Origin of the sequence: Streptomyces sp. NPDC056452 (assembly GCF_042796085.1) — a bacterium.
Taxonomy (GTDB): Bacteria; Actinomycetota; Actinomycetes; order Streptomycetales; family Streptomycetaceae; genus Streptomyces.
Map to the genome: position 1 here is coordinate 73,461 of NZ_JBHTRI010000030.1, position 26,084 is coordinate 99,544.

The window sequence follows — 26,084 nt, forward strand, 5'->3', positions numbered from 1 at the left end:
GCACCCGCGTCCCCGGTCAGCGGCGGGCCTCGGCATAGGCACACAGGTGCTGGACGGGCCGCCCGCCCCCCTTCTCGACGCTCAGGAGCCACTCGCTCGGGGCGGGCGACGGTGTGGCGCCCGGCCTCGCTCGCACCGTCGAGCACGGGCCTTCGGGCTGCGGCCCCGGTTCCGCGTCGGCCGGAGAGCTCGGGGCCGGGGCAGGCCCAGGCCCGGCGGTGGCCGTGGGCTCGCCGAGCCAGAGGGTCGCCGCCCAGCCGCCCGCCGCGAGGAGGGCCCAGCCGATCACCACCGGCCTGCGCAACCTCACGAGGCGTCTGCCTCCAGGTGGTCGGGGAGACCGAACAGCGGGAACCAGCGCGGCGTGTCCAGGAAGCAGTGCATCCCGGTGATGGAACCCCCCGAGATGTCGATGACCTGCACCGCCCACGGTACGAAGCCCGGTCCGTCGGGATTCGGCTTGTAGTGCGCGAAGGCCGGGGACCCGTTGGCCTCGGTCGCCACCAGCCGGGAGCCCTCGCAGCTCGCGCCGATGCTGAGCATGAAGCCCGTGATGTCGTCGTGCCCCTGCAGCCAGAGGTCGAACGGCGGCATGGTCATCACGGCGTCCTCGTGGAGCAGCGCGGTCAGCGCCGCCATGTCGTACCCCTCGAAGGCCGCCACGTACCGGTCGAGGAGCTTGCGCTGCTCGTCGTCCAGCGGGTTCGCGGTGTCCGGGGCCGAGCTGTCCGTGTCCGCCAGCGTCGCCCGTGCCCTCTGCAGGGCGCTGTTGACCGAGGCGACCGAGGTGTCGAGGAGCTCGGCGACCTCGCTCGCCTTCCACGCGAGGACCTCGCGCAGGATCAGCACGGCACGCTGCTTGGGCGGCAGATGCTGCAGCGCGGCGACGAAAGCGAGGCGAACCGACTCACGGGCCACGGCGGCCTCGGCCGGGTCGGCCACCGAGGGCAGGATGCGGCCGTCCGGCATCGGCTCGAGCCAGGTGTTCTCGGGAAGCGGATTGAGCGCCGCCTGTGCCAGCGGCGTCGGGCCGGTCAGGTCGACCGGCCGTGCCCGCTTGTTGCCCGCGTTCAGCATGTCCAGGCACACGTTCGTCGCGATCCGGTACAGCCACGAACGCAGCGAGGAACGGCCCTCGAACTTGTCGAAGTTGCGCCAGGCACGCACGAGCGTGTCCTGGACCGCGTCCTCCGCCTCGAAGGCCGAACCGAGCATCCGGTAGCAGTAGCCCGTCAGCTCGATCCGGTGTCCCTCCAGGCGGCTGTCGATACTCGTCCCGGCCGTGGCTGTCAGATCACTCATCGCTTCACCCCAGTTGCGCTGTGACACCGCTCACTCAGCACTGTGGAAGCTACCGCAGGCCACTGACAATCGGGCGGGAAGCGGAGAAACCGCTGCTCAGGTGCCGGGCTTGCGTCCGTACACGAAGACGTCGTCGCCGTTCTTCAGCAGGTTCCAGTATGACTTCGCGTCCGCCGGGCGCATGTTGACGCAGCCCGCCGAGCCGGGGTTGTTGTACATGGACTTGGTGACCGAGTGGAACGCCTGGCCGCCGTCGAAGAACTGCGCGTACGGCATACGGACGTCGTAGAGCGTCGACCAGTGGTTGATGCTGCGCCAGTAGACCTTGCGTGCGCCGGTCCGCGTCTCCGCGCCGTTGCGGCCCGTCCGCACCGGCACCGGACCGAACTTCAGCTTGCTGCCGTCCTGGATCCAGGTCAGCTGCCTGGTCAGGTCCACGCACGCGATGCGCCCCTTGTTCGTGGGGCACTTCTTCGCTGCGTTGGGGTTCTTCCCGGCCGCCTTCTGGGCGGCGATCGTCTTCATCGTGCGCCAGGTGACCGGCCCCGCGTACCCGATGGCGGGGGTGATGCCCTTGGCCACCTGGTACGAACGGATCGCATTGCAGTCGGCCGTCGACTGCCGGCCGTCGGCGGGCAGCTTCAGGTTCCGCTCGACCTCGATCTGGTACGGCCCCTTGGCCGCCGTACAGGAGGCCGCCTGGGCGGAGGTCCCGGTGCCCAGGACGATGGCCGGTGCGGCCACCAGACCGGCGACGGACAGCGCGACCCCGCGCCGTGTCCCCGCGCCGGTGCGTATCTTCCCCGAGATTGTCATGTACGCCTGCTCCCCTTCGCGCGACCGCGCTGTGTCTTCGCCTGTTGGACGCGCGTGGAGGAGCGGTGGTTGTGCGTGCGAAGGTCTCAGTTCTGCATGGCTGCCGACGGCAGGGCCAGGCGGCGCTCCGCCCGTGCGGCCCGGGTGCCGTACAGCGTGATCGAGACCACGCCGAGGACCGCGAGGAGTCCCAGTGCGACCGTGGCCGCCCAGCCCCCGGTGTGGAAGGCGACGGCGCCGAGCGTGCCGCCCGCGCTGGAGCCCAGGTAGTAGGCGGACTGGTACAGCGCCGATGCCTGGGCGCGGCCGGTCGTCGCCGTACGGCTCACCGAGGACGAGGCGACCGCGTGCCCGGCGAAGAAGCCGGCCGTGATCAGGACCAGGCCGAGCAGGACGGCGGCGAGCACGTCGGCCAGGGAGAGCAGCAGGCCCGCGGCCGTCGTGGAGACGGCGAGGTAGAGCGCCCCGCGGCGGCCCAGCCGGGCGACCAGGCGGCCGGCCGCGGCCGAGGAGAGCGTGCCGACGAGGTAGATCAGGAAGATCGAACCGACGATGCCCTGCGGGAGGTTGAACGGTGCCCCGACGAGCCGGTAGCCGATCACGGTGTAGACCGCGCCGAACACCGTCATGAACAGGGCGCCGATCGCGTACAGGCGGCGCAGGAGGGGGTCGGAGAGGTGTCCGCCGACCGTCTTCGCCAGGGCCCTCGGGTTCAGCGAACCGGGGGTGAAGTGACGGGCCTTCGGGATCATGAAGTGGAAGACGACCGCGCAGGCGAGGGCGAGCAGCCCGATCGCGCCGAGCGCCGCACGCCAGCCCCACAGCTGGGCGACCCATCCGGCGAGGATCCGGCCGCTCATGCCGCCGATGCTGTTGCCCGCCACGAACAGGCCGATCGCGGCCACCAGTGCCCTGGGCCGCACCTCCTCGGCCAGGTACGCCATCGCGGAGGCGGGCAGTCCGGCCAGCGCCGCACCCTGGATCACGCGCAGCGCGATCAGCCAGCCGAGCGACGGCGCGAACGGGACGAGCAGCCCGACCAGTACCGCGACCGTCAGTGAGGCCGTCATCATCTGGCGCCGCCCGAAGCGCTCCGAGAGGGCGCTCAGCGGCAGCACGCACAGCGCCAGCGCGCCGGTCGCCGCGGAGACCGTCCAGCTCGCCTGGCCGGCCGTGGCGCCGAAGGAAGCGGAGACGGCGGGCAGCAGCGCCTGGGTGGAGTAGAGGAGTGCGAAGGTCGCGATCCCGGCGGCGAACAGCGCGAAGCTCATCCGGCGGTAGCCGGGACGGCCCGGCTCGAGGCGGTCCGGGTCCGGGGTGGGGACGGCGGCGACGGGCAATGACGGAGTCGAGGCGCCCAGCACGATGGTGGACGCCCCGGTACTGGCAGGAGGCATACCCCGAACGTAGAGCTCGGCGTTTCATGCGTCCAATGCATGAACTCGTCATAATCGTTCCCATGGTGCATCAACACAGCTCACAGCCTCGGCTGTCACCGAGTAGTTACGAAGAAGACATTCGCTCCGTGCTCGCGCCACGCCTTGCGTACTTCGAAGCGGTGGCGCGCCACGAGCACGTCACCCGTGCCGCGCACGAGCTCGGCGTCCCGCAGTCGACGCTGTCGCGGGCCATGGTGAGGCTCGAACAGGACCTGGGTGTCGCACTGTTCGCCCGCCGTGGCCGCACCGTCTCGCTCACCCCGGCGGGCCGCACCTTCCTCGGCTCCGCCGAACGCGCCCTGGCCGAGGTGGAGAAGGCCGCCGACTCGGTACGGGCGGACGCCGACCCGACGGCGGGCAAGGTCGCCTTCGGCTTCCTGCACACGATGGGCTCCGAGACGGTGCCCGCCCTGATCCGCGCCTTCCGGGCCGACCACCCCCGGGTCCGCTTCCAGCTCGTCCAGAACTACGGCGAGGCGATGATCGAGCGCCTGCGCGCCGGCGACCTCGACCTCTGCCTCACCTCGCCCGTCCCCGACGCGCCGGATCTCGTGACCCGCCGCCTGGACGAGCAGCGGCTCCGGCTGGTCGTCCCCGACGACCACCGGCTGGCGGGCCGCCGCCGTATCCGGCTGGCGGAGGCCGCCGACGAAACGTTCGTCACCCTCGAACCCGGTTACGGCCTGCGGAGGATCACCGACGACCTCTGTGCGGAAGCCGGCTTCACGCCCCGTGTCGCGTTCGAGGGGGAGGAGGCCGAGACGCTGCGGGGCCTGGTCGCGGCCGGGCTCGGGGTGGCCCTGCTCCCGCCGCCCGCGGTCGCCAGGCCGGGCGTGGTCGAACTGACGGTCACGGCCCCGCGCGCGGCCCGTGAGATCGGGGTCGCATGGCTGGACGGCCACCCGGACACGCCGCCGGTGGCCGCCTTCAAACACTTCCTGCTGTCGCGCAGGGGGCACCTGCTCCCGGACTGACGCGCGGCACCTGCTGCCGCACAGCCGCTCAGTACCGCAGCGACTGCCCGAACCCCGCGGCCAGCGGCATGCGCAGCCCCAGCGGCGGCGGCGCGGCGAACGCGTCGGCGACCGGCCGTGCGTACGACCCGGCGAACAGCGAGCCGCGGATGAAGTCCGCGGCCAGCGCCACCACTTCGGCCCGGTGCTGACGCAGCGCGTGACCGTCCGAGTGGACCTCGAACCGGCAGGTGTCCCGGTTGGCCTTCTTGGTCCGCTCGGCCAGCCGGTAGGAGAGCTCAGGATCCGTCCGGGAGTCGTTCGTGCCGTGCACGATCAGCACCCGCCGCCCCGCCAGGTGCTTCACCGGCTCGGGCTCCGGTGCGTCCGGGCCGGGCAGCCAGGGAGCCATCGCCAGTACGGAGGTGACGGCGGGGTGCCCGCCCGCACGCAGTGCCGCCCGGCCTCCCATCCCGTGCCCGGCCAGGCAGACGGGGATGTCGCCGTAGCGGCGCACGGCCTCGTCGGCGGCCCATTCCGCGTCCGGTACCGGATCGCCGTCCGCGTTCCAGCCGCGCCGGCGGTAGTGCACCACGTGCACGGCGAGACCGTCGCCCTGCCCGGCCCGCGCCAGCATCCGGGCGAACGGCAGCTGTACCGCGTACGAAAAGGTGGAGGGGCGGCGCTGTGAGTGGGTCTCGCCGTCCGGGAGCAGCAGGACCACGCCGCTGACCTCAGGTGGTGCTCCGGCCGTGTGGACGGCCCGTCCCAGCCTCGCAGCAGGCAGGGGAAGTGCGCGCTGTGCCATGACAGAACAGTGTCAGAAGGGCAGGTGTATTCCACCCGACATCGCGGTCACTGTTACGCATCGGCAGCCTGCGCCCACCACGCGCTCTACGCGCGTAGGCGCTAGAGTGCCCCAATGACGAGCCAGACCCTGAATGTCCCCGGACCCGATCAGATCCGCCGCGCGCCCAAGGTGCTCCTCCACGACCATCTCGACGGGGGCCTGCGCCCCGGCACCATCGTCGAACTGGCGCTCGCGCAAGGCTATGACGCGCTGCCCGAGACGGAACCCGACAAACTCGGCATCTGGTTCCGCGAGGCGGCGGACTCCGGCTCGCTGGAGCGCTACCTGGAGACGTTCGCCCACACCTGCGCCGTCATGCAGACACGCGACGCCCTGTTCCGGGTGGCCGCGGAGTGCGCCGAGGACCTCGCCGAGGACGGCGTCGTCTACGCCGAGGTACGGTACGCGCCCGAGCAGCACCTCACCGCCGGCCTGACCCTCGAAGAGGTCGTCGAGGCGGTCAACGAGGGCTTCCGGGAGGGCGAGCGCCGGGCCCGCGCGAACGGCCACCGCATCCGTATCGGCGCCCTCCTGACCGCCATGCGGCACGCCGCCCGCGCCCTGGAGATCGCCGAACTCGCCAACCGCTACCGCGACCTGGGCGTCGTCGGCTTCGACATCGCGGGCGCCGAGGCGGGCTTCCCGCCCACCCGGCACCTCGACGCGTTCGAGTACCTCAAGCGCGAGAACAACCACTTCACCATCCACGCGGGCGAGGCCTTCGGGCTGCCGTCGATCTGGCAGGCCCTCCAGTGGTGCGGTGCCGACCGGCTCGGCCACGGCGTCCGCATCATCGACGACATCGAGATCGCCGAGGACGGCAGCGTGACGCTGGGCCGCCTCGCCTCCTACGTACGGGACAAGCGGATCCCGCTGGAGCTCTGCCCGACCTCCAACCTCCAGACCGGTGCCGCGCCCTCGTACGCGGAGCACCCCATCGGGCTGCTGCGGAAGCTGCATTTCCGCGCCACGGTGAATACGGACAACCGGCTGATGAGCGGGACCAGCATGAGTCAGGAATTCGAGCGGCTGACCGAGACATTCGGATACACGCTCGACGACATGCAGTGGTTCACAGTCAATGCGATGAAATCAGCGTTCATTCCTTTCGATGAACGTCTGGCGATGATCAACGACGTCGTCAAGCCGGGATACGCGGAGCTGAAGTCCGAGTGGCTCTTCCGTCAGACGGCTACGACCAGCGCTTCTTCGTCGATGGCAGGCTGAGGGCACCGAAATGGGAACGGCCGGGATCTTCGGATCCCGGCCGTTTTCCGTGTCTTGGCATGTTTGCGGGAAGGGCGGAGAAATGACTACGTTGCAGAGCCGCTCACATCCCCTTCCCCAAGGATGAATTTCACATGAAGCAGTCTGCTGTCAGGACCCTCGGTGTCGCCGCTCTCGGTGCCGCTTTCGCTGCCGCCGGTGCGGGAAGTGCCTCCGCGGTCGCCCTGCCCGTCGACGCCGCTGCCGGCGCGCTTCCGGCCGGTGTCGCGCTCGACTCCGTGACTGACGCGCTGCCTGCCGTGCAGGAGGCGGCCAGCGGCCTCCTCAACCAGCAGGGCGGCGGGAGCGAGGTCTCGGCGCCGGGCACCAACCTGCTCGGCGGCCTCCCCGCGGGCGGCGTGACGGGTGCCCTGCCGCTCGGTGCCCTGCCGATCGGCGGCTGACCGCCCCGTACACGCGAATGGGGCGCGCACCCGGTCCGGGTGTGCGCCCCATCGTGTTCTCCGTGTTCCGTACCCCCGTGGTCCCGCCGGTCACCAGGCCGTCGCGGACGAGGTCTTCTCCGACGGCAGCAGCAGCCACAGCGCCAGGTAGACCAGGAACTGGGGGCCGGGAAGCAGGCACGAGACCAGGAAGATGATCCGCATGGTCCGTGCGGAGGTGCCGAAGCGCCGTGCCAGCGCCGCGCACACTCCACCGATCATGCGTCCCTCGCTGGGGCGGACAAGTGCGGCCATGGTGGGCTCCTTCGCGAACCGTTGCGGGGGCGGCTCCGTCGCGCTCCCGGTACCTCCATAGTGGCTCCGCGAAGGGGTGCAAAGCGTCGCTCTACGGGGCGATACCGACCCTGGAAATCGTCGGGGTCGACCCCTGAGGAGCCTCGCTCCTGAAGCGGGCCTCGTCCCTGAGGCGGGCCAGATCCCCGGCGCCGGCCCGGTTCCCGCGGCGCAGGCGCGCCCGGGACATCGGAACCACCAGCAGATGGGCCATCGCGACACCCACGGTGTTCAGCAGCATCGAGTCGACGTCGACGACCTGCCCCGGCACCCCGGTCTGGCCCAGTTCGATGGCCATGGAGATCAGCGCCCCGGCCGCGACGGTCCGCGCCAGCGAGGCCCACGGGGAGACCAGCAGCCGTCCCCCCGCCATCGGCAGCAGCACGCCCAGCGGAGCCAGGAGCAGCAGCCCCTCACCGATCCGGCGGGCCGCCTCGACGGGGCCGAACGCCAGGTCCGCCCTGATTCCGGCGAACGGCTGCAGATTCGCGGCCGTCACCCAGGGCACGTCCAGCGGGCGCAGCGTCAGCCAGCCGACGAACAGCAGATGCGCGAGGAGGAGGAGGACCCCCGCCGCGCGGAAGCGGATGACGGCGCTGCCGTCCGAACTGTGGCGCACGTGCACCAAGACGCCACGACCGGCAGGATCGGTTCCGCCGGGTGGCAGGAAGCATCTGTGACGAGCGGCACGGAGGGCGGAACCGGGCCCGGACACGCCCTCAGGACAGCTCGACCGCACCCAGCGTCGGCACGTTCCCCGGGCGGCTCTTCGTCTCCGTCGTGCAGAGATAGCCCCGTGGGGTGTAGTTCCCGGGCCCGCCGAGGAGCACCGACCCCCCGGAGCTGAGCGGCTCGCTCTCCGCGTACGAGCACACCACCTGCGCGAGTGCCTCCGCGGGCAGGTCCTCGGGCTGCTCGCTGAGGCGCAGCGTGCCCTCCGGGTCGCCCTTGCGCGCCGCGGTGACCCGCAGATCCGTCGGTACATCCGTGGAGAAGCCGGCGCGCCGCTCCTCGGCTGTCGGTACCCGCTGGAGCTCGCCGAGCAGCGACTGGGCCATGCGGAGCCGGTCGGAGCTGGACTCGTCGACCTCCACCGTGCGCTCCACCGTCACCAGCTGCGACGCGCAGACCAGGTAGATGTGGACCGGGATGCTCTCCAGCGGCTGCGCGGTCGCCGCGGGCGCCGCCGTACGGCACGGCATCCGGGACGGTGCCGCCCCCGCGTCGACCGGCACGGAAGTGCTCCTGATGCCGCACCCGGCGGCCAGCGCCGTACACGCCACGACGGCCGCGAGCGCGGCGGCCACCCGGCCGGGGACCCTCCTGGAGGATCCCGTGCGGGGCGCGTCGTACGCGCGGTCGCTGCGTATCACTTCGCACCGCCCTTCTCGTTCCGGTCCGGGTCGTCGTCCCCGGGGGCGCCGGTCAGCCGCTCCGCGTCGCGCGGCAGCCGCAGCACGAACACCGCCCCGTCGCCGTCCGGCGAGTTCGAGGCCGTGATGTCACCGCCGTGGATGTGCGCGTTCTCCATCGCGATCGACAGACCCAGGCCACTGCCCTCGGAACGCGGCCGGGAGGCACTCGCCTTGTAGAAGCGGTCGAACACATGCGGCAGGACGTCCTCGGGGATGCCCGGACCGTGGTCCCGCACCTCGATGACCAGCTCGTCGTCGTCGGCCCGCACGGCCACGCGCACCGGCGAGCCGCCGTGCTTGAGCGCGTTGCCGATCAGATTCGCCAGGATCACATCGAGCCGGCGCGGATCGAGCCGCACCATCATGCCCCGCTCCGCGTCCAGGTCGACCGCGTCCAGCCAGGCGCGTGCGTCGATGCAGGCGGTGACCATGTCGGCCACGTCGACCGTGTCCAGGACGAGCCGGGCGGTACCCGCGTCGAAGCGGGTGACCTCCATGAGGTTCTCCACCAGGTCGTTCAGCCGCCGGGTCTCGCTCACCACCAGGTGCACGGCGGGCGCGATCATCGGATCGAGGCTGTCGGCCTCGTCCTCCAGCACCTCGGCGACCGCGGTGATCGCGGTCAGCGGGGTCCGCAGCTCGTGCGACATGTCGGCGACGAACCGGCGGCTCGACTCCTCCCGCGCGGTCATGTCCGCGACCTTCTTCTCCAGCGAGCTCGCCGTCCTGTTGAACGTGCGGGAGAGATCGGCCAGTTCATCGGTGCCGGAGACCACGAGGCGGGTGTCGAGCTTCCCCTCGCCGAGCTTGCGGGCCGCGTCCCCGAGCCGTTGCACGGGGCGCAGCACGGTCGTTGCCGCGCCCTGCGCGAGGAGCGCCGAGCCGACGAGGGCCAGCGCGGTGGCGATACCCAGGGACCAGGCCAGCGAGTTGAGGTCCTGGCGCTCCTGGTCCAGCGACTTCAGCATGTAGCCCGCGGGACCACCGCCGATGATCTTCGTCCCGGCCACCAGGTACGGCGTGCCGCCGATGCTCGTACGCTGCCAGAACAGGTGGTACTCATGGGAGTTGCTCGACGTCAGCGGCTGCTTCTTGTTCACCTGCCGCTGCAGCGACGCGGGTACGTCGAGCTTGGTGAAGGCATCGATGTCGGAGGACCCGACGATCGGCTTGCCGTCGTGGGAATCGACCAGCAGCACGTGGTAACCGGGGCCGCTGCTCGCCATCTGCCCGGCGGCGTCCTGCAGATCGCTGCCCGTCGGCTGCAGCGGCAGCGAGGCCGCCCGGTTCTGCATCTGCCGCCGGAAGTCGCCGAGCGCCGTGTCCTGCGTACGCGTCAGGACGGCCTCGCGGTTGAGCCAGTACGCGATGCCCGACGCGGACACCGCGGCTGTCAGTGCCACCAGCGCGAACACGACAACGAGCCGCAGCCGCAGGCTGGTCCAGCGAAGACCCGCGAGTATGGAGCGTTTCGCGGAATCGCTCACTGAGGCGAGTCCAGCCGGTAGCCCACGCCGCGCACGGTCCGGATCAGGGTCGGCGAGGACGGCACGTCCTCCACCTTCGCGCGCAGCCGCTGTACGCAGGCGTCCACGAGCCGCGAGTCACCGAGGTAGTCGTGCTCCCACACCAGGCGCAGCAACTGCTGCCGGGACAGGGCCTGACCGGGCCTGCGGCTCAGTTCCAGCAGGAGCCGCAGCTCGGTCGGCGTGAGCTGCAGGTCCTCCCCGTTCTTGGTGACGGTCATCGCCGAGCGGTCGATGACGACGCTCCCGAAGGTCGCCGAGTCGGTGGACTCGCGTTCACCGCGCCGCAGCACCGCACGGATACGGGCGTCGAGCACCCGGCCCTGTACGGGTTTCACCACGTAGTCGTCCGCGCCGGACTCCAGTCCCACCACGACGTCGATGTCGTCGCTGCGCGCGGTCAGCAGAATGATCGGCAGCTGGTCGGTCCGCCGGATGCGCCGGCAGACCTCGAAACCGTCGATCCCGGGCAGCATCACGTCCAGCACGACCAGGTCCGGCCGCTGCTCCCTGAGCAGGTCCAGGCCGTCCTCTCCCGTCGCCGCGGTGGCCACACGGTGGCCCTGGCGTGACAACGAGAGTTCGAGGGCCGTGCGGATGGCGTCGTCGTCCTCGATCAGCAACAGGAAAGGCACGGAGGTCATTCTGGCCCATGGTGGTGCCACAGTTCGACAAACCCCCCTACTGGATCTGTCTCCCCATGCACTCCGACGCCCCCGGGACGCGGTCAACATGCCCTGTGACAGGCCTGTGACAGTCGGGGGACAGCGCCATGAAACTGCCCCGGCAAGCTCATTGGCACAGGGAACGAACGGACTCCACCGACGGGGGGCGCGAGATGAACGCACTGCACAGCACCACCTCAAGCGCAGTTGTCACGCGTCTCCACGACGTCGGCCGGAGCCCGGAGAAGTCCGGCGCCGGGGGAGGGCGGGGGTGCTTCCGCGGCGCCGGGCGTCAGCACTCGTCGTATCTGACGATGGTCGACGCGCCCACGGGGGGAAACGGGGGCCACGGGGGAAACGGGGCCACCGGGGAAACCGCGTACGGGGAGGCCACGGGGGAGCGGAAGCCCCTGGAGCGGACCGAGGACGCCGAAGCGGCGTTCACGGCCTACGTCCAGGAGCGCCGCGCCTCCCTGTACGCGACCGCCTACCACCTGACCGGCGACCGGTTCGAGGCCGAGGACCTGCTGCAGAGCGCCCTCTTCTCGACGTACCGGGCGTGGGACAGGATCAGTGACAAGGCGGCGGTCGGCGGATACCTCCGCCGCACCATGACCAATCTGCACATCAGCGCCTGGCGCAGGCGCAAGCTCAACGAGTACCCGACCGAGGAGCTGCCGGAGACGGTGGGCGACACGGACGCGATGCGCGGCACGGAGCTGCGGGCGGTGCTCTGGCAGGCCCTCGCACGGCTGCCGGAACTCCAGCGCACGATGCTGGTCCTCCGCTACTACGAGGGCCGCACGGACCCGGAGATCGCGTCCATCCTCGACATCAGTGTCGGCACGGTGAAGTCGAGCATCTGGCGGTCGCTCCGCCGGCTGCGCGAGGACGAGGTCCTCAGCTTCGGCCGTGACGAGGAGGAGTCCTTCGGCGAGCTGGTGGCCTGAGGCGCAGGGGGGAACGGGGGAACGGGCCGCGGCTTCGGGGGAAGCGGCGGTACGGGGGTAGTGCGTGGCGGGGTCGGACGGGCCGGGGGGTCCTGTCCGGCCCCGCTGCGTTGTGCCGTGCGCGGTCCGAAGTGGTGCGGTCCGGAGCCTCAGGACGCGGGCGGGGCCGGTGAGGCTGCCGCCGCCGTCGTCCGGCGGCAGCGGCCCGCCGCGGCCGCGGCCAGGCGGCCCAGGGCCTCGGCCTTGCCGCACGGGTACGCGCCCAGCGCGGTCTGGCGGGCCACGATGCGCCGCTCGGCCCGCATCAGGCGCCAGCCGCGGCGCAGCAGGAACGGAACCGACTTCCGGCCCTCGCGCAGATCCCGCAGCAGCCGCCGCCGGAACGTCGTCGACGGGCGACCGCGCAGGCACAGCGCGTCCGCGAGCAGGCCCAGTTCCTGGCAGCGCTCCACGATGTCCGCGGCGAAGATGCCCTCGGCGACGAACAGGGGCGTGCGTTCTATGTCGAGTCCCTCACGGCCGACCCGGGAGCTCGTGGCGATGTCGTACACCGGGACGTCCGTACGCCCGGTGCGGCACAGCTCGGCGATGGCGGCGACCGCCCCGTCCGCGTCCCAGGACCGCGCCGAGTCCCAGTCGATGTCCGTGCTGCCGGTGACCAGAGGCAGCGTCGGGTCGTTGGCCTCCTTGTAGAAGTCGTCCAGCCGCAGCACCGGGAGACCGGTACGGGCGGCGAGGGAGGACTTGCCGGAGCCGGAGGGGCCGGCGAGCAGCACGACACGCGTGGGGATCGGTTGGGAACTCACAGAACAGAAGTGTGAGGCATTGACCCGCGCAGGGGATCCCCGGGAGGTCCTGTTGGTATCGAGCATCACACCTCAACTACTCTGCGCGCACGAATGATTACTCGACCAGCCTCGATCAGGTGGGAAAACATGGCACGTCATGCACTCTCCAAGCCCCGGCGCCGCGCCCTGCTGCGCGCCGGTCTGACCCTCACCGCGCTGGGCGCGGCGCTCGGTGCGGGAGGTGCGGCGGCTCAGGCGGCACCGCTGCCCGCCGCTCCGGCCACCGGCGCGGACAGCACCCTCGGAGCGGTCAGCGACGCGGCGGCGCCCGCACTGACCAGCGCGCTCGGATACGGGCTCGCCGGTGCCGTCGCGCCCATCACCGATCTGCAGCTCGACCCGCTGGCCGGGACGGGGGTGGACCCGCTGGACAACGCCGTGGGTACGCAGATCGCCGACTTCAAGCCGGTGACGACGGCCATCGTCACCGACCCGCTGACCAGTGGCGCGGCGCTCGGTGATCTGCCCGTGGTGGGACAGGTGACCGGCCTGATCACCGGCTGACGCGCGCACGGAAGCACGCGCACAGCACGCAGGGCCGCCCCGGGGGGCGGCCCTGCGTGCTGTGCCCAAGGGGGCAGGCGGGGGTCAGTACGAGGAGCCTGAGGCTCCCAGGGCGCCCGTCGGGTGCCAGACCGTCTTGGTCTCCAGGAAGGCCGTCAGACGGCGTGTGCCCGGATCGGCGGTCCAGTCCGCGCCGTCCACAGCCTGTGGACGAAGAACCCGCTTCACGTTGTCCGCCGCCGCGATCTCCAGATCCTTCGCGAGCTCGCTGCCCGCGACCGCACCCGTGAGGTCGATCGCGTTGACGTCCTGGTGGGACGCCAGCGGAGCGGCGAGCTCCGCGGTCTTCCCCGACAGGATGTTCACCACACCGCCCGGCAGGTCCGAGGTGGCCAGCACCTCGCCCAGCGAGAGCGCGGGCAGCGGGGCGTCGGCCGAGGCGATGACGACCGCCGTGTTACCGGTGGCGATCACCGGTGCGATCACCGAGATCAGGCCCAGGAACGACGACTCCTGCGGGGCCAGGACCGTGACGACACCCGTCGGCTCCGGGGTGGACAGGTTGAAGTACGGCCCCGCGACCGGGTTCGCCCCGCCCACGATCTGGCCGATCTTGTCGGTCCAGCCCGCGTACCAGACCCAGCGGTCGATCGCCGCGTCGACGACGGCCGCCGCCTTGGACTTCGACAGTCCCTCGGCGTCCGCCACCTCCCGTACGAACTGCTCCCGGCGGCCCTCCAGCATCTCCGCGACGCGGTAGAGGACCTGGCCGCGGTTGTACGCGGTCGCTCCCGACCAGCCGCCGAACGCCTTGCGCGCCGCCACGACGGCGTCGCGCGCGTCCTTGCGGGAGGACTGCGGGGCGTTCGCCAGCCACCTGCCCTTGGAGTCCGTCACCTCGTACACCCGGCCGCTCTCGGAGCGGGGGAACTTGCCCCCGACGTACAGCTTGTAGGTCTTGAAGACGCTCAGTCGTCCGTCAGACATCGAGGTAGGCCTCCAGACCGTGGCGGCCGCCTTCGCGGCCGAAGCCCGACTCCTTGTATCCGCCGAACGGCGAGGTCGGGTCGAACTTGTTGAACGTGTTGGCCCAGACGACGCCCGCACGGAGCTTGTTCGCCACCGCGAGGATGCGGGAGCCCTTCTCCGTCCAGATGCCCGCCGAGAGGCCGTACTGGCTGTTGTTGGCCTTGGCGACGGCCTCGTCCGGCGTACGGAAGGAGAGCACCGACAGCACCGGACCGAAGATCTCGTCGCGGGCCACCCGGTGCGCCTGCGTGACGCCGGTGAACAGGGTCGGTGCGAACCAGTAGCCGGAGGACGGCAGTTCGCACGGGGCGGACCAGCGCTCGGCGCCCTCCGCCTCGCCCGTCTCGACGAGCGCGGTGATCCGGGAGAGCTGCTCCTCGGAGTTGATCGCGCCGATGTCGGTGTTCTTGTCCAGCGGGTCGCCGAGACGGAGCGTGGACAGACGGCGCTTGAGGGAGTGCAGCACCTCGTCCTGGACGGACTCCTGTACGAGGAGCCGCGAGCCCGCGCAGCAGACCTGCCCCTGGTTGAAGAAGATCCCGTTGACGATGCCCTCGACGGCCTGGTCGACGGGCGCGTCGTCGAAGACGATGTTGGCGCCCTTGCCGCCCAGCTCCAGCGTGGCCTTCTTGCCCGTGCCGGCGATCTGGCGGGCGATGGCCTTGCCGACCGCGGTCGATCCCGTGAAGGCGACCTTGTTGACGTCGAGGTGCTCGACGAGCGCCGAACCCGCGTCCCCGTACCCCGTCAGGATGTTGACGACACCCTTGGGCAGGCCCGCCTGGCGGCAGATGTCGGCGAAGAAGAGCGCGGAGAGCGGGGTCGTCTCCGCGGGCTTCAGCACGACCGTGTTGCCGGTGGCGAGCGCCGGGGCGATCTTCCACGCGAGCATCAGGAGCGGGAAGTTCCACGGGATGATCTGTCCGGCCACTCCGAGCGGGCGCGGGTCGGCCCCGTACCCGGCGTGGTCGAGCTTGTCGGCCCAGCCCGCGTAGTAGAAGAAGTGCGCGGCGACGAGCGGGAGGTCCGCGTCGCGGGTCTCCTTGATCGGCTTGCCGTTGTCCAGGGTCTCCAGGACGGCCAGTTCGCGGGAGCGCTCCTGGATGATCCTGGCGATCCGGAACAGGTACTTGGCGCGCTCGGAGCCGGGCAGCGCCGACCACTTCTCGAACGCCCTGCGGGCGGCCTTCACGGCCCGGTCCACGTCCTCGGCGCCGGCCCTGGCGACCTCGGAGAGCACCTCCTCGGACGACGGGCTGACCGTCTTGAAGACCTTGCCGTCGGCGGCCTCGGTGAACTCGCCGTCGATGAACAGGCCGTACGAGGGGGCGATGTCGACGACGGAGCGGGACTCCGGAGCCGGTGCGTAATCGAATACAGATGCCATGGGGATCAGTCCACCGTCACGTAATCGGGGCCGGAGTAACGGCCGGTGCTGAGCTTCTGGCGCTGCATCAGCAGGTCGTTCAGCAGGCTGGAGGCGCCGAAGCGGAACCAGTGGTTGTCCAGCCAGTCCTCGCCCGCCGTCTCGTTCACCAGGACCAGGAACTTGATCGCGTCCTTGGACGTGCGGATGCCGCCCGCGGGCTTCACACCGATCTGCACCCCGGTCTGCTCCCGGAAGTCGCGCACGGCCTCCAGCATCAGCAGCGTGTTCGCCGGTGTGGCGTTGGTCCCGACCTTGCCGGTCGAGGTCTTGATGAAGTCCGCTCCCGCCAGCATCCCGAGCCAGGAGGCCCGCCGGATGTTGTCGTACGTGGACAGCTCGCCGGTCTCGAAGATCACCTTCAGCCGGGCCGAGCCGCACTCGGCCTTCACGGCGAGGATCTCCTCGTACACCTTCAGGTAACGGCCGGAGAGGAAGGCGCCGCGATCGATCACCATGTCGATCTCGTCGGCCCCTGCCGCCACGGCGTCGCGGACGTCCGCGAGCTTGACGTCCAGCGCGGCGCGCCCGGCGGGGAAGGCCGTCGCCACGGACGCCACCTTCACTCCGGAGCCGGCCAGTGCTGCGGCGGCGGTCGCCGCCATGTCGGGGTAGACGCAGACCGCGGCGGTGCGCGGGGTCGTGCGGTCGGTGGGGTCGGGGTTGACGGCCTTGGCGGCGAGAGCCCGGACCTTGCCCGGGGTGTCCGCGCCTTCCAGCGTCGTCAGGTCGATCATCGAGATGGCGAGATCGATGGCGTACGCCTTGGCAGTCGTCTTGATCGATCGGGTACCGAGAGAGGCGGCGCGCGCTTCGAGGCCGACGGTGTCGACGCCGGGCAGCCCGTGCAGGAAGCGGCGCAGCGCACTGTCGGACGCCGTCGCGTCGGCGAATGCAGGTGCAGTGGTGGGCATGGTCACCACATGAGCATATCTACGCGCGTAGCGACCTGTACAGGGCCCTCCCCGTTTCTGCGTCTCCCGCAGGCCGGACGAGGCCGCCGGACGGGCGCCCCGCCACCGCCCGCGCCCGTCAGGCAGAATCGGGACCATGACGAGCCCCACACCTCCCGCCGAGCCCGCCTACGCCGACCGGACCTTCCGGTCGGTCGCCGGGCTGGTCAGCGGCGCGCTGCTGATCCTGCTGGTCGGCTGGATCGGCGGCGACGCGGTGGTCCGGGGCAACGGGTGGGTGCCGTGGCAGGCGCTGGCCGCGCTGCTGACCCTGATTCCGCTGATCGTGGCATTCACCCTGCGGCCGGCGGTGTTCGCCGACGAGGAGCGGATCCGCATCCGCAACCCGTTCCGGACGATCGTGCTGCCCTGGACCGACGTCTCCGACGTCCGGGCCTCGTACTCCAGCGAACTGTTCACCCAGGACGGCAGGAAGTACCAGCTCTGGGCGGTGCCCGTATCGCTGCGCGAGCGCAAGCGTGCGGCGCGCAAGGCGACCCGGGAGGCGCACGACGACCCGTACGGCCGGACCTCCGTGCACGCCGACGTCCGCGACATGCAGGCCCGCGCCGCCGCCGCCGACCAGTCCGTGCGGGACCTGCGGGAGCTGGCCGAGCGGGCGGGCAGGCGCACGGAGGAGGCCGTGACCACGGCGTCGGTGCGCTGGGCGTACGAGGTGATCGCCCCGGCCGTCGTCGGCGCGGTGCTGCTCGTGGTGCTGCTCGCGATCGCCTGAGGCGCCGGACGTGTGCGCCGTGGGCCTCCCTGACGGCAGGGACGCACGGAGCCGATGCCCGGACGCACCGGCCCCACCCGTCGGCCCTCAGATGCCGGCGGCGGCAGCCAGGTCGCGCTTGATGCCGTCGAGCAGCTCCGTTGCCCGTTCCCGGGCCGCGGGCAGCTCGTCCGCCGAGGCGACCGGCACCACGACCTCCAGGTAGCACTTGAGCTTCGGCTCGGTGCCGCTCGGGCGGACGATGACCCGGGCGCCCGTGAGGTGGTAGCGCAGACCGTCCGTGGGCGGCAGCTGCTCCGTACCCCGGGACAGGTCCTCGGCCGAGGTGACGGGGAGGCCGGCCAGCGCGGCCGGGGGGTTCTCCCGCAGGCGGCGCATGGCGTCGGCGATGACCGTCAGGTCCTCGACGCGGACCGACAGCTGGTCCGTGGCGTGCAGGCCGTGCGCGAGCGCGAGGTCGTCGAGCAGGTCGAGGAGGGTGCGGCCCTTCTCCTTCAGTACGGAGGCGAGTTCGGCGATCAGCAGCGCGGCCGTGATGCCGTCCTTGTCGCGGACCCCGTCCGGGTCCACGCAGTAGCCCAGCGCCTCCTCGTACCCGTAGCGCAGCCCCTCGACGCGGGCGATCCACTTGAAGCCCGTCAGCGTCTCCTCGTAGCCGAGGCCCGCCTTCTCGGCGATCCGGCCCAGCAGGGACGAGGACACGATCGACTCGGCGAACACGCCCGTGGCGCCCCGGTCCACCAGGTGAGCGGCCAGCAGTGCGCCCACCTCGTCGCCGCGCAGCATCCGCCAGCCGCCGTCCGTGGACGCGTCCGGCACGGCGACGGCGCAGCGGTCGGCGTCCGGGTCGTTGGCGATGATGATGTCCGGATCCGAGCGGCGCGCGGTCGCGAAAGCGAGATCCATGGCGCCGGGCTCTTCCGGATTGGGGAAGGCGACGGTGGGGAACGCCGGGTCGGGCTCCGCCTGCTCGGCGACGAGCACGGGTGCGGGGAAACCGGCCCGTGCGAAGGCTGCCGTGAGGACGGAGGTGCCGACGCCGTGCAGGGCCGTGTAGACGGTGCGCGCGGTACGCGGGGAGCCGTGACCGAGGACGGTGTCCGTACGGGCGAGGTAGGCGTCCAGGACCTCGTCGCCGAGGGTCTGCCAGCCGGCCTCGGGGCGCGGCACGGTCTCCAGCGGGCCGACCGCCGCGATCGCGGCGGCGATCTCCGCGTCGGCCGGCGGCACGATCTGCGAGCCGTCACCCAGGTAGACCTTGTAGCCGTTGTCGCGCGGCGGATTGTGGCTGGCGGTGACCTCCACGCCCGCAACGGCGCCCAGATGCCTTATGGCGTACGCGAGGACGGGGGTGGGCAGCGGGCGGGGGAGCACGGCGGCGCGGAGGCCCGCTCCGGTCATCACGGCCGCGGTGTCGCGGGCGAAGTCGGCCGACTTGTAGCGGGCGTCGTAGCCGATGACGACGAGTCCGCCGGCCTGCCCCTGCGCCGTCAGATACGCGGCGAGGCCGGCGGCGGCGCGGATGACGACGGACCGGTTCATCCGCATCGGGCCCGCGCCGAGCTCACCGCGCAGGCCTGCCGTGCCGAACTGCAGGGTGCCCGCGAAGCGGTCGGCGAGCGCGGCGAGGTCTCCGGCGTCGATGAGTCCGGCGAGCTCCGCGCGGGTCTCGGGGTCCGGGTCCTCGGCGAGCCAGGTCCTGGCCCGCGTGATGAGGTCCTGCTGCACGGTGTCCGCCTTTCTGCGGTGCGGTTGTGGGGGCCGGGGAGGGGCGCTGCGGGGGCTCTGCCCCCGACCGCCGCGCCCCGGACGCCGGCGAGGCCGGTCGGCTCAGATCCGGTCGAGGACCCGGGCCAGCAGCGAACCCATCCGGGCGGCCGAGTCGCGGCCGGCCTGGAGGACCTCTTCGTGGTTGAGGGGCTCACCGCTCAGGCCGGCGGCCAGATTCGTGACCAGGGAGATCCCCAGCACCTCCGCGCCCGCCTCGCGGGCCGCGATGGCCTCCAGCACGGTGGACATGCCGACGAGGTCGCCGCCCATCACGCGCACCATGTTGATCTCGGCCGGAGTCTCGTAGTGCGGGCCGGGGAACTGCACGTACACGCCCTCTTCGAGCGTCTCGTCGATCTCCTTGCACAGCGCGCGCAGCCGCGGCGAGTACAGGTCGGTCAGGTCGACGAAGTTGGCGCCGATGATCGGCGACGCCGCCGTGAGGTTGATGTGGTCGCTGATGAGGACGGGCTGTCCGGGGCGCATGCCCTCGCGGAGACCGCCGCAGCCGTTCGTCAGGACGATGGTCTTGCAGCCCGCGGCGACGGCCGTGCGGACACCGTGGGCGACGGCGGCGACGCCGCGGCCCTCGTAGTAGTGCGTGCGGCCGAGGAAGACCAGGGCGCGCTTCTCGCCGATGCGGTACGAGCGGATCGTGCCGCCGTGCCCCTCCACCGCGGGCGCCGGGAATCCGGGCAGTGCGGTCACCGGGAACTCGGCCTCCGGCGCGCCGAGCGCATCGCCGGCGGGGGCCCACCCGGAGCCCATCACGAGGGCGACGTCATGGGTCTCGGCACCGGTGAGCTCGCGCAGGCGGGCGGCGGCGTCGGCTGCGGCGACGTGGGGGTCGCCCTGGATGTGGTCCGGAATAACAGATGCGTTCACGCGGATGAGGGTAACCGGTGAATCCCTACGCGCGTAGATGCGCAGGTTCAGAGTCTGGCCTGTCGTACTCGTACTTTCGTACGAAAGTGGTGCGGCAGTGCCACGGCGAGTGCCGTTCAACAGGGGATCGGCACAGGCTCCGCGGGGGGCTCAGCAGGGGTGCTTGCGCAGGCCCATCACATAGTCGTGCGGCGCGCCCGCGGACTCGGCGGCGTCGGCCACCTCGCCCAGATAGCGGGCGGACGGCAGCCCGCCCTCGTAGCCGTTCAGCACGTACATCCAGGCCGGCTCCTCGCCGTCCAGGGTGTGCACGCGCACCCGCATCCGCCGGTAGATGTCGAGGCCGACACCCTCCCAGCGGTCCATGGAGTCCTCGTCCATCGGCGCCAGGTCGTACAGCGCGACGAAGACCTGGGAACGCGGCGCCTCCACGACCGTGGCGAGCGCGCCCTCCCAGCCCATCTGCTCCCCGCCGAACGTCAGCCGCCAGCCGTTGAGCCAGCCGGTGCCGCGCAGCGGGGAATGCGGAGCGCGGCGCGTCATCAGCCGCGCGTCGAGGTTGCCGGCGTACGCGGCGTAGAGCGACATGGGGTCGAGGGTACGGGAGGTGGCGGGGCGCGTGCCGATTCCCGTGAGGAAGCCCCCGGCCGGGGCGTCGTCCGGGGTGTGTCATCGGGCCCGGAGGCCGTGGCCCGATCGGCCTCGTTCCCGTATGGAGGGCCCCGGGGCGAAGCACCTTGGCGCGTGCGGGACAATGAATTACGTACTGCATTCCCCGGGGCGATCCCCCGGACCCCCGGCCGGGGCGGCAGACGGCCGCGGGAAGACACCACGCGAGGCGGACTTTTCGTGACCCGGATCGTGATCATCGGCGGTGGCCCCGGCGGCTACGAGGCGGCACTGGTGGGCGCCCAGCTCGGCGCCGAGGTGACCGTCGTCGACTGCGACGGCCTCGGCGGCGCGTCGGTACTCACCGACTGCGTACCCTCGAAGACCCTGATCGCGACGGCCGAGGTGATGACCACCTTCGACTCCTCGTACGAGGAACTCGGCATCATCGTCGCCGACGACACGCCGCACATGGAGCAGGCGGCGCGCGTGGTCGGTGTCGACCTCGGCAAGGTCAACCGACGGGTCAAGCGCCTGGCGCTCGCCCAGTCCCACGACATCACCGCCTCCGTCACCCGCGCCGGTGCCAGGGTCATGCGCGGCCGGGGCCGCCTCGAGGGCCTCCAGGCCGCCGACGGCTCCCGCCAGGTCGTGGTGACCGCGGCCGACGGCACCGAGGAGCGCCTCACCGCCGACGCCGTCCTGATAGCGACCGGTGCCCACCCCCGGGAGATCCCGGACGCCCTGCCCGACGGCGAGCGCATCCTGAACTGGACCCAGGTCTACGACCTGGACGAGCTCCCCGAGGAGCTCATCGTGGTCGGCTCCGGTGTGACCGGCGCCGAGTTCGCCGGCGCCTACCAGGCGCTCGGCTCCCGCGTCACCCTCGTCTCCTCCCGCGACCGGGTCCTCCCGGGCGAGGACCCCGACGCCGCAGCCGTCCTGGAGGACGTCTTCCGGCGCCGCGGCATGAACGTCATGGCCCGCTCCCGGGCCCAGTCCGCGAAGCGCGTCGGGGACCGCGTCGAGGTCACGCTGGCCGACGGCCGCGTCATCTCCGGTACGCACTGCCTGATGGCCGTCGGCGCGATCCCCAACACCGCGGGGATGGGCCTGGAGGAGTCCGGGGTCCTGCTCAAGGAGTCCGGCCACATCCGGACCGACCGGGTCTCCCGCACGAGCGCCCCCGGCGTGTACGCGGCCGGCGACGTCACCGGCATCTTCGCGCTGGCCTCCGTCGCCGCGATGCAGGGCCGGATCGCGATGTACCACTTCCTCGGGGACGCGGTGGCTCCGCTGAACCTGAAGACGGTCTCCTCCAACGTCTTCACCGACCCCGAGATCGCCACGGTCGGATACAGCCAGGCCGATGTCGACTCCGGCAAGATCGACGCCCGCGTCGTGAAGCTGCCGCTGCTGCGCAACCCGCGCGCCAAGATGCAGGGCATCCGGGACGGCTTCGTCAAGATCTTCTGCCGGCCCGGAACCGGCATCGTGGTCGGCGGCTGTGTCGTCGCGCCTCGGGCCAGCGAACTGATTCATCCGATCTCGATCGCGGTCGACAACAACCTGACCGTGGAGCAGATCGCGAACGCGTTCACCGTGTACCCGTCCCTGTCCGGATCGATCGCAGAAGTGGCCCGGCAGTTGCACACCCGTAAGCGGGCGGGCGAGGCGTAGGCAGGACCCGACGGGCTGCCGGCGAACCGGCAACTCCCGGCGTCCCCGGCGTCCTGACAGGGCGTTTGTGCATCTCCCGGGCATCTCCCGGACCCCTCATGAACACCAACAGGGCCTCCTATACCACTAGGGGGCCCTGCGCATGTACAACTTCTCTTATTCGGCGCAAACTGCTGAAAAGCAACCTACGGCCAGGTTACTGTCAGTTTCGTGTTCGCTGCAGAACGTCGTCAGTTGATCCTCGAAATGGTGCGCGCCAACGGGGCGGTATCGCTCCGTGAGCTCGCCCGCGTCGTCCAGACCTCCGAAGTGACCGTACGGCGGGACGTGCGGGCACTGGAGGCAGAAGGACTCCTCGACCGCCGGCATGGCGGTGCGGTTTTGCCGGGCGGTTTTACGCGGGAGTCCGGCTTTCCGCAGAAATCCCATCTCTCCACCGCGGAGAAAACGGCTATTGCCGACCTGGCCGCCGGCCTCGTCGGTGAAGGCGAGGCCATTGTGGTCGGCGCCGGAACGACCACGCAGGAGCTGGCCCGCCGGCTCGCGCGTGTTCCCGGTCTGACCGTGGTCACCAACTCGCTGCTCGTCGCCCAGGCGTTGGCCCATGCCAACCGGGTGGAAGTGGTGATGACCGGCGGCACGCTGCGCGGGAGCAACTACGCGCTCGTGGGCAGCGGGGCCGAGCAGTCCCTCCAGGGGCTGCGGGTGTCCCGTGCGTTCCTCTCCGGGAGCGGGCTGACCGCCGAGCGCGGGCTGTCCACGTCCAACATGCTCTCGGCGAGCGTCGACCGGGCGCTGGTACAGGCGGCGGCCGAGGTGGTGGTCCTCGCGGACCACACCAAGCTCGGCTCCGACACCATGTTCCAGACGGTGCCCACGGAGCTGATCACCCGGCTGGTGACGGACGAACCACCGGTCCACGACGAGCGTGCCGCCACCGAGCTGCAGGCTCTGGCGGACCAGGGCGTGGAGATCACGGTCGCGGGACCCGACGCGGAGTCCTCCGGCGGTGAGAGCGGCGCGGGCCACCGGCCCCGGCGGGACATGCCGCTCCCGGGCCAGCGCCGCACCCAGCCCGGGGGCCACTCGGGTCTGGGACCGCCGCAGCTGCGGAGTGCGGCGGCGCTGGCAGAGCAGGGACCGGGGGAGCGTGCCCGGGTGGCGGACCTGCGGCGGCGGTAGCGGGGGCGCGTGCGGCGGCCTTTCTCCGTCCGCCATCCGAAACCGGGGCCCGGGGGACGGCCTCAGCCGCCCTGTGGGCCAGGTGCGGCCGCCCCGCTCTTCAGGCCCTGGAGCGTCAGCATCAGAAGGCGGTCGGCCAGGCCGGGATCCGACGGAGTCTGCTCGGCCGCCAGCGCGATCGCGTTCGTCAGCTGGAGCAGATCGTCGATCGAGACGTCCGCCCGCACCGAACCGCTCGCCTGGGCCCGCGCCAGCAGCCGCGCCCCCGCCTGACGCAGGGGCACATTGCACTGCGCCAGGGCCGAAGTCGTGTCGCCCGACGCCGACATGAGCGCCTGTGCCAGGCCTCGGTACTCACCGGCATGGGTGACGATCGCGCCCAGCCACTCCACCAGCGCCCTGCACGGCTGTTCCGCCTCCGCCAGTTCGTGGGAGCGGGCGAGCAGTGAGGCCAGGGCTTCCTGGAACACCGCGTTCATCAGCGCGTGCCGGTTCGGGAAGTGCCGGTACAGCGTGCCGATGCCGACCTCGGCCTGCCGGGCGATGTCCTCGAGCGAGGCATCCGTACCGTGCTCGGCGAAGGACGTGCGGGCCTCGCCGACCAGCCGCTCGTAGTTGCGGCGCGCGTCGGCGCGCATCGGCCGGTCCGGTGTCCGTGCCGTGCTCATCGCCATCGCGCTGTCCTCCTGGTCTCCGCCTGCGTCCAGGATGCCACCGAGGGCCCGGTCGTTGTCGGGTACGTCATCGACAGCGACCGGGCCCCCGGGTCGAGAAGAGCTCTCAGTCCTTGATCTCGCAGATCATGGCGCCGGAGGAGACGGAGCTGCCGACCTCGGCGGCCAGGCCCTTGACGGTGCCGGAGCGGTGCGCGTTGAGGGGCTGTTCCATCTTCATCGCTTCGAGGACGACGATGAGGTCGCCTTCCTTGACTTCCTGGCCTTCCTCGACGGCGATCTTGACGATGGTGCCCTGCATGGGGGAGGCGAGGGTGTCGCCGGAGGCGGCGGAGCCGGCCTTCTTCGCGGCACGGCGCTTGGGCTTGGCGCCGGCGGCGAGGCCGGTGCGGGCCAGGCTCATGCCGAGCGAGGAGGGCAGGGACACCTCGAGGCGCTTGCCGCCGACCTCGACGACGACGGTCTCGCGGCCCGACTCTTCGTCCGCTTCGGTGTCGGCGGGGACGGCGAAGGCGGGGATGGTGTTGACGAACTCCGTCTCGATCCACCGGGTGTGGACGCGGAACGGGTCGGCGGTGAACGCCGGGTCGGCGACGACGGCACGGTGGAAGGGGATGGCGGTGGCCATGCCCTCGACGGTGAACTCGCCCAGGGCGCGGGCCGCGCGCTGCAGTGCCTGCTCACGTGTCGCACCGGTCACGATGAGCTTGGCGAGGAGGGAGTCCCAGGCGGGGCCGATGACGCTGCCGGACTCGACGCCCGCGTCGAGGCGGACACCGGGGCCGGAGGGCGGGTTGAAGGTGGTGACGGTGCCGGGGGCGGGCAGGAACCCGCGGCCCGGGTCCTCGCCGTTGATCCGGAACTCGAAGGAGTGGCCGCGCACGGCGGGGTCGCCGTAGCCGAGCTCCTCGCCGTCGGCGATGCGGAACATCTCGCGGACGAGGTCGAGGCCGGTGACCTCCTCGGTGACCGGGTGCTCGACCTGGAGGCGGGTGTTGACCTCGAGGAAGGAGATCGTGCCGTCGGTGCCGACGAGGAACTCCACGGTGCCGGCACCGACGTAGCCGGCCTCCTTCAGGATGGCCTTCGACGCGGCGTACAGCTCGGCGTTCTGCGCCTCGGAGAGGAACGGCGCGGGGGCTTCCTCGACGAGCTTCTGGTGGCGGCGCTGCAGCGAGCAGTCACGGGTGGAGACGACGACGACGTTGCCGTGGGAGTCGGCCAGGCACTGGGTCTCCACGTGGCGGGGCTTGTCGAGGTAGCGCTCGACGAAGCACTCGCCGCGCCCGAACGCGGCGACGGCCTCACGGACGGCGGAGTCGTAGAGCTCGGGGATCTCCTCGAGGGTGCGGGCGACCTTCAGGCCGCGCCCGCCGCCGCCGAAGGCGGCCTTGATCGCGATCGGCAGGCCGTTCTGCTCGGCGAACGCGACGACCTCGTCCGAGCCGGAGACCGGGTCGGGGGTGCCGGCGACGAGCGGCGCGCCGGCACGCTGGGCGATGTGCCGGGCGGCGACCTTGTCACCGAGGTCACGGATCGCCTGCGGGGGCGGGCCGATCCAGGTCAGGCCCGCGTCCAGGACGGCCTGGGCGAACTCGGCGTTCTCCGAGAGGAAGCCGTAGCCGGGGTGGATCGCATCCGCCCCGGAGTCCTTGGCCGCCTGCAGGACCTTGCCCATGTCCAGGTAACTGGCCGCCGGAGTGTCACCGCCCAGAGCGAACGCCTCGTCGGCCGCGCGGACATGCAGAGCATCCCGGTCCGGATCGGCGTAGACCGCTACGCTCGCGATTCCGGCATCCTGGCACGCCCGAGCAACGCGGACAGCGATTTCGCCACGGTTGGCGATGAGCACCTTGCGCACGATGACTC

Annotated in this window: 27 protein-coding genes; 8 read left to right on the plus strand and 19 right to left on the minus strand. The window is 71.4% G+C overall.

Features of this window, described 5'->3' with window-relative positions; translation table 11 throughout:
* Window positions 1-16 precede the first annotated feature (16 nt).
* The 4 genes from ACFQ6X_RS26620 to ACFQ6X_RS26635 form a co-directional block, all read right to left on the minus strand.
* Window positions 17-310 (minus strand): hypothetical protein, encoded by a 294-nt coding sequence (locus ACFQ6X_RS26620; protein WP_383184968.1) that lies wholly within the window; start codon window positions 308-310, stop codon window positions 17-19.
* Window positions 307-1,302, minus strand: a complete 996-nt coding sequence (locus ACFQ6X_RS26625) for a sigma-70 family RNA polymerase sigma factor (protein WP_383184969.1) — start codon at window positions 1,300-1,302, stop codon at window positions 307-309. Before ACFQ6X_RS26625 ends, ACFQ6X_RS26620 begins: the two co-directional genes overlap by 4 nt.
* A gap of 96 nt (window positions 1,303-1,398) precedes the next feature.
* On the minus strand, window positions 1,399-2,118 hold the full coding sequence (locus tag ACFQ6X_RS26630) for a L,D-transpeptidase (protein ID WP_383184971.1): 720 nt from the start codon (window positions 2,116-2,118) through the stop codon (window positions 1,399-1,401).
* An 86-nt stretch (window positions 2,119-2,204) separates the two neighbouring features.
* Window positions 2,205-3,515, minus strand: coding sequence for an MFS transporter (locus tag ACFQ6X_RS26635; RefSeq protein WP_383184973.1), 1,311 nt, complete (start codon window positions 3,513-3,515; stop codon window positions 2,205-2,207).
* A gap of 62 nt (window positions 3,516-3,577) precedes the next feature.
* Between ACFQ6X_RS26635 and ACFQ6X_RS26640 the strand changes: the two genes are divergently transcribed.
* Window positions 3,578-4,531, plus strand: a complete 954-nt coding sequence (locus tag ACFQ6X_RS26640; protein ID WP_383184975.1) for a LysR family transcriptional regulator — start codon at window positions 3,578-3,580, stop codon at window positions 4,529-4,531.
* A gap of 28 nt (window positions 4,532-4,559) precedes the next feature.
* Here the strand turns inward: ACFQ6X_RS26640 and ACFQ6X_RS26645 are convergent, their stop codons facing one another.
* Entirely contained in the window at window positions 4,560-5,318 is a 759-nt protein-coding gene (locus ACFQ6X_RS26645; protein ID WP_383184976.1) for an alpha/beta hydrolase family protein, read from the minus strand.
* A 114-nt stretch (window positions 5,319-5,432) separates the two neighbouring features.
* Here ACFQ6X_RS26645 and ACFQ6X_RS26650 point away from each other — a divergent pair, with 114 nt between their 5' ends.
* Both ACFQ6X_RS26650 and ACFQ6X_RS26655 read left to right on the plus strand, forming a co-directional pair.
* Window positions 5,433-6,587, plus strand: a complete 1,155-nt coding sequence (locus tag ACFQ6X_RS26650) for an adenosine deaminase (protein WP_383184978.1) — start codon at window positions 5,433-5,435, stop codon at window positions 6,585-6,587.
* 134 nt (window positions 6,588-6,721) lie between these two features.
* Window positions 6,722-7,030: a hypothetical protein gene (locus ACFQ6X_RS26655; protein WP_356428251.1), complete on the plus strand. Its 309-nt coding sequence runs from the start codon at window positions 6,722-6,724 to the stop codon at window positions 7,028-7,030.
* 90 nt (window positions 7,031-7,120) lie between these two features.
* Here ACFQ6X_RS26655 and ACFQ6X_RS26660 read toward each other — a convergent pair whose 3' ends face one another.
* From ACFQ6X_RS26660 to afsQ1, 5 genes are all read right to left on the minus strand, one after another.
* The gene (locus ACFQ6X_RS26660; protein WP_383184979.1) at window positions 7,121-7,324 is read right to left on the minus strand and encodes a PspC domain-containing protein; all 204 of its coding nucleotides are present in this window, start codon (window positions 7,322-7,324) and stop codon (window positions 7,121-7,123) included.
* Window positions 7,325-7,415: 91 nt separating this feature from the next.
* Window positions 7,416-7,988: a VanZ family protein gene (locus ACFQ6X_RS26665; RefSeq protein WP_383184981.1), complete on the minus strand. Its 573-nt coding sequence runs from the start codon at window positions 7,986-7,988 to the stop codon at window positions 7,416-7,418.
* Window positions 7,989-8,082: 94 nt separating this feature from the next.
* Complete coding sequence (locus ACFQ6X_RS26670) at window positions 8,083-8,736, minus strand: hypothetical protein (protein WP_383184983.1); 654 nt, start codon at window positions 8,734-8,736, stop codon at window positions 8,083-8,085.
* A complete protein-coding gene (locus ACFQ6X_RS26675) occupies window positions 8,733-10,265 on the minus strand; it encodes an ATP-binding protein (protein WP_383184984.1) in 1,533 nt (510 codons plus the stop codon). The genes ACFQ6X_RS26670 and ACFQ6X_RS26675 overlap by 4 nt, the downstream gene beginning before the upstream one ends.
* Window positions 10,262-10,939 (minus strand): two-component system response regulator AfsQ1, encoded by a 678-nt coding sequence (gene afsQ1 / locus ACFQ6X_RS26680; RefSeq protein ID WP_198959609.1) that lies wholly within the window; start codon window positions 10,937-10,939, stop codon window positions 10,262-10,264. Before afsQ1 ends, ACFQ6X_RS26675 begins: the two co-directional genes overlap by 4 nt.
* Before the next feature lie 203 nt (window positions 10,940-11,142).
* Between afsQ1 and ACFQ6X_RS26685 the strand changes: the two genes are divergently transcribed.
* Window positions 11,143-11,919, plus strand: a complete 777-nt coding sequence (locus ACFQ6X_RS26685) for a SigE family RNA polymerase sigma factor (protein ID WP_383184986.1) — start codon at window positions 11,143-11,145, stop codon at window positions 11,917-11,919.
* Between the two features lie 149 nt (window positions 11,920-12,068).
* On the opposite strand, the gene ACFQ6X_RS26690 is transcribed toward ACFQ6X_RS26685, so the two are convergent.
* Window positions 12,069-12,791: a uridine kinase gene (locus ACFQ6X_RS26690; RefSeq protein WP_383184987.1), complete on the minus strand. Its 723-nt coding sequence runs from the start codon at window positions 12,789-12,791 to the stop codon at window positions 12,069-12,071.
* 63 nt (window positions 12,792-12,854) lie between these two features.
* On the opposite strand from ACFQ6X_RS26690, the gene ACFQ6X_RS26695 reads away from it, so the two are divergent.
* Window positions 12,855-13,271 carry a hypothetical protein gene (locus ACFQ6X_RS26695; protein WP_383184989.1) on the plus strand — a complete coding sequence of 139 codons (417 nt, stop codon included), beginning with the start codon at window positions 12,855-12,857 and terminating at the stop codon, window positions 13,269-13,271.
* Window positions 13,272-13,355: 84 nt separating this feature from the next.
* Here the strand turns inward: ACFQ6X_RS26695 and ACFQ6X_RS26700 are convergent, their stop codons facing one another.
* The 3 genes from ACFQ6X_RS26700 to deoC are packed head-to-tail and all read right to left on the minus strand — an operon-like array spanning window position 13,356 to window position 16,640.
* On the minus strand, window positions 13,356-14,258 hold the full coding sequence (locus ACFQ6X_RS26700) for an aldehyde dehydrogenase family protein (RefSeq protein WP_383184991.1): 903 nt from the start codon (window positions 14,256-14,258) through the stop codon (window positions 13,356-13,358).
* On the minus strand, window positions 14,251-15,687 hold the full coding sequence (locus tag ACFQ6X_RS26705) for an aldehyde dehydrogenase family protein (protein ID WP_383184992.1): 1,437 nt from the start codon (window positions 15,685-15,687) through the stop codon (window positions 14,251-14,253). Before ACFQ6X_RS26705 ends, ACFQ6X_RS26700 begins: the two co-directional genes overlap by 8 nt.
* A gap of 5 nt (window positions 15,688-15,692) precedes the next feature.
* Window positions 15,693-16,640 carry a deoxyribose-phosphate aldolase gene (deoC, locus tag ACFQ6X_RS26710; RefSeq protein WP_307125297.1) on the minus strand — a complete coding sequence of 316 codons (948 nt, stop codon included), beginning with the start codon at window positions 16,638-16,640 and terminating at the stop codon, window positions 15,693-15,695.
* Between the two features lie 136 nt (window positions 16,641-16,776).
* Here deoC and ACFQ6X_RS26715 point away from each other — a divergent pair, with 136 nt between their 5' ends.
* On the plus strand, window positions 16,777-17,415 hold the full coding sequence (locus ACFQ6X_RS26715) for a PH domain-containing protein (protein ID WP_383184993.1): 639 nt from the start codon (window positions 16,777-16,779) through the stop codon (window positions 17,413-17,415).
* A gap of 87 nt (window positions 17,416-17,502) precedes the next feature.
* Here ACFQ6X_RS26715 and ACFQ6X_RS26720 read toward each other — a convergent pair whose 3' ends face one another.
* From ACFQ6X_RS26720 to ACFQ6X_RS26730, 3 genes are all read right to left on the minus strand, one after another.
* A complete protein-coding gene (locus ACFQ6X_RS26720; protein ID WP_383184995.1) occupies window positions 17,503-19,143 on the minus strand; it encodes a phospho-sugar mutase in 1,641 nt (546 codons plus the stop codon).
* Between the two features lie 102 nt (window positions 19,144-19,245).
* Complete coding sequence (locus tag ACFQ6X_RS26725; RefSeq protein WP_329208018.1) at window positions 19,246-20,070, minus strand: purine-nucleoside phosphorylase; 825 nt, start codon at window positions 20,068-20,070, stop codon at window positions 19,246-19,248.
* 150 nt (window positions 20,071-20,220) lie between these two features.
* Entirely contained in the window at window positions 20,221-20,658 is a 438-nt protein-coding gene (locus ACFQ6X_RS26730; protein WP_307125293.1) for a gamma-glutamylcyclotransferase, read from the minus strand.
* A gap of 261 nt (window positions 20,659-20,919) precedes the next feature.
* On the opposite strand from ACFQ6X_RS26730, the gene ACFQ6X_RS26735 reads away from it, so the two are divergent.
* Both ACFQ6X_RS26735 and ACFQ6X_RS26740 read left to right on the plus strand, forming a co-directional pair.
* Window positions 20,920-22,359 carry an NAD(P)H-quinone dehydrogenase gene (locus ACFQ6X_RS26735; protein ID WP_383184998.1) on the plus strand — a complete coding sequence of 480 codons (1,440 nt, stop codon included), beginning with the start codon at window positions 20,920-20,922 and terminating at the stop codon, window positions 22,357-22,359.
* A 210-nt stretch (window positions 22,360-22,569) separates the two neighbouring features.
* Window positions 22,570-23,541: a DeoR/GlpR family DNA-binding transcription regulator gene (locus ACFQ6X_RS26740; RefSeq protein ID WP_383185000.1), complete on the plus strand. Its 972-nt coding sequence runs from the start codon at window positions 22,570-22,572 to the stop codon at window positions 23,539-23,541.
* A gap of 62 nt (window positions 23,542-23,603) precedes the next feature.
* Here the strand turns inward: ACFQ6X_RS26740 and ACFQ6X_RS26745 are convergent, their stop codons facing one another.
* Window positions 23,604-24,215: a TetR/AcrR family transcriptional regulator gene (locus ACFQ6X_RS26745; protein ID WP_383185002.1), complete on the minus strand. Its 612-nt coding sequence runs from the start codon at window positions 24,213-24,215 to the stop codon at window positions 23,604-23,606.
* Between the two features lie 106 nt (window positions 24,216-24,321).
* Entirely contained in the window at window positions 24,322-26,076 is a 1,755-nt protein-coding gene (locus ACFQ6X_RS26750; RefSeq protein ID WP_383185004.1) for an acetyl/propionyl/methylcrotonyl-CoA carboxylase subunit alpha, read from the minus strand.
* Window positions 26,077-26,084: the final 8 nt, after the last annotated feature.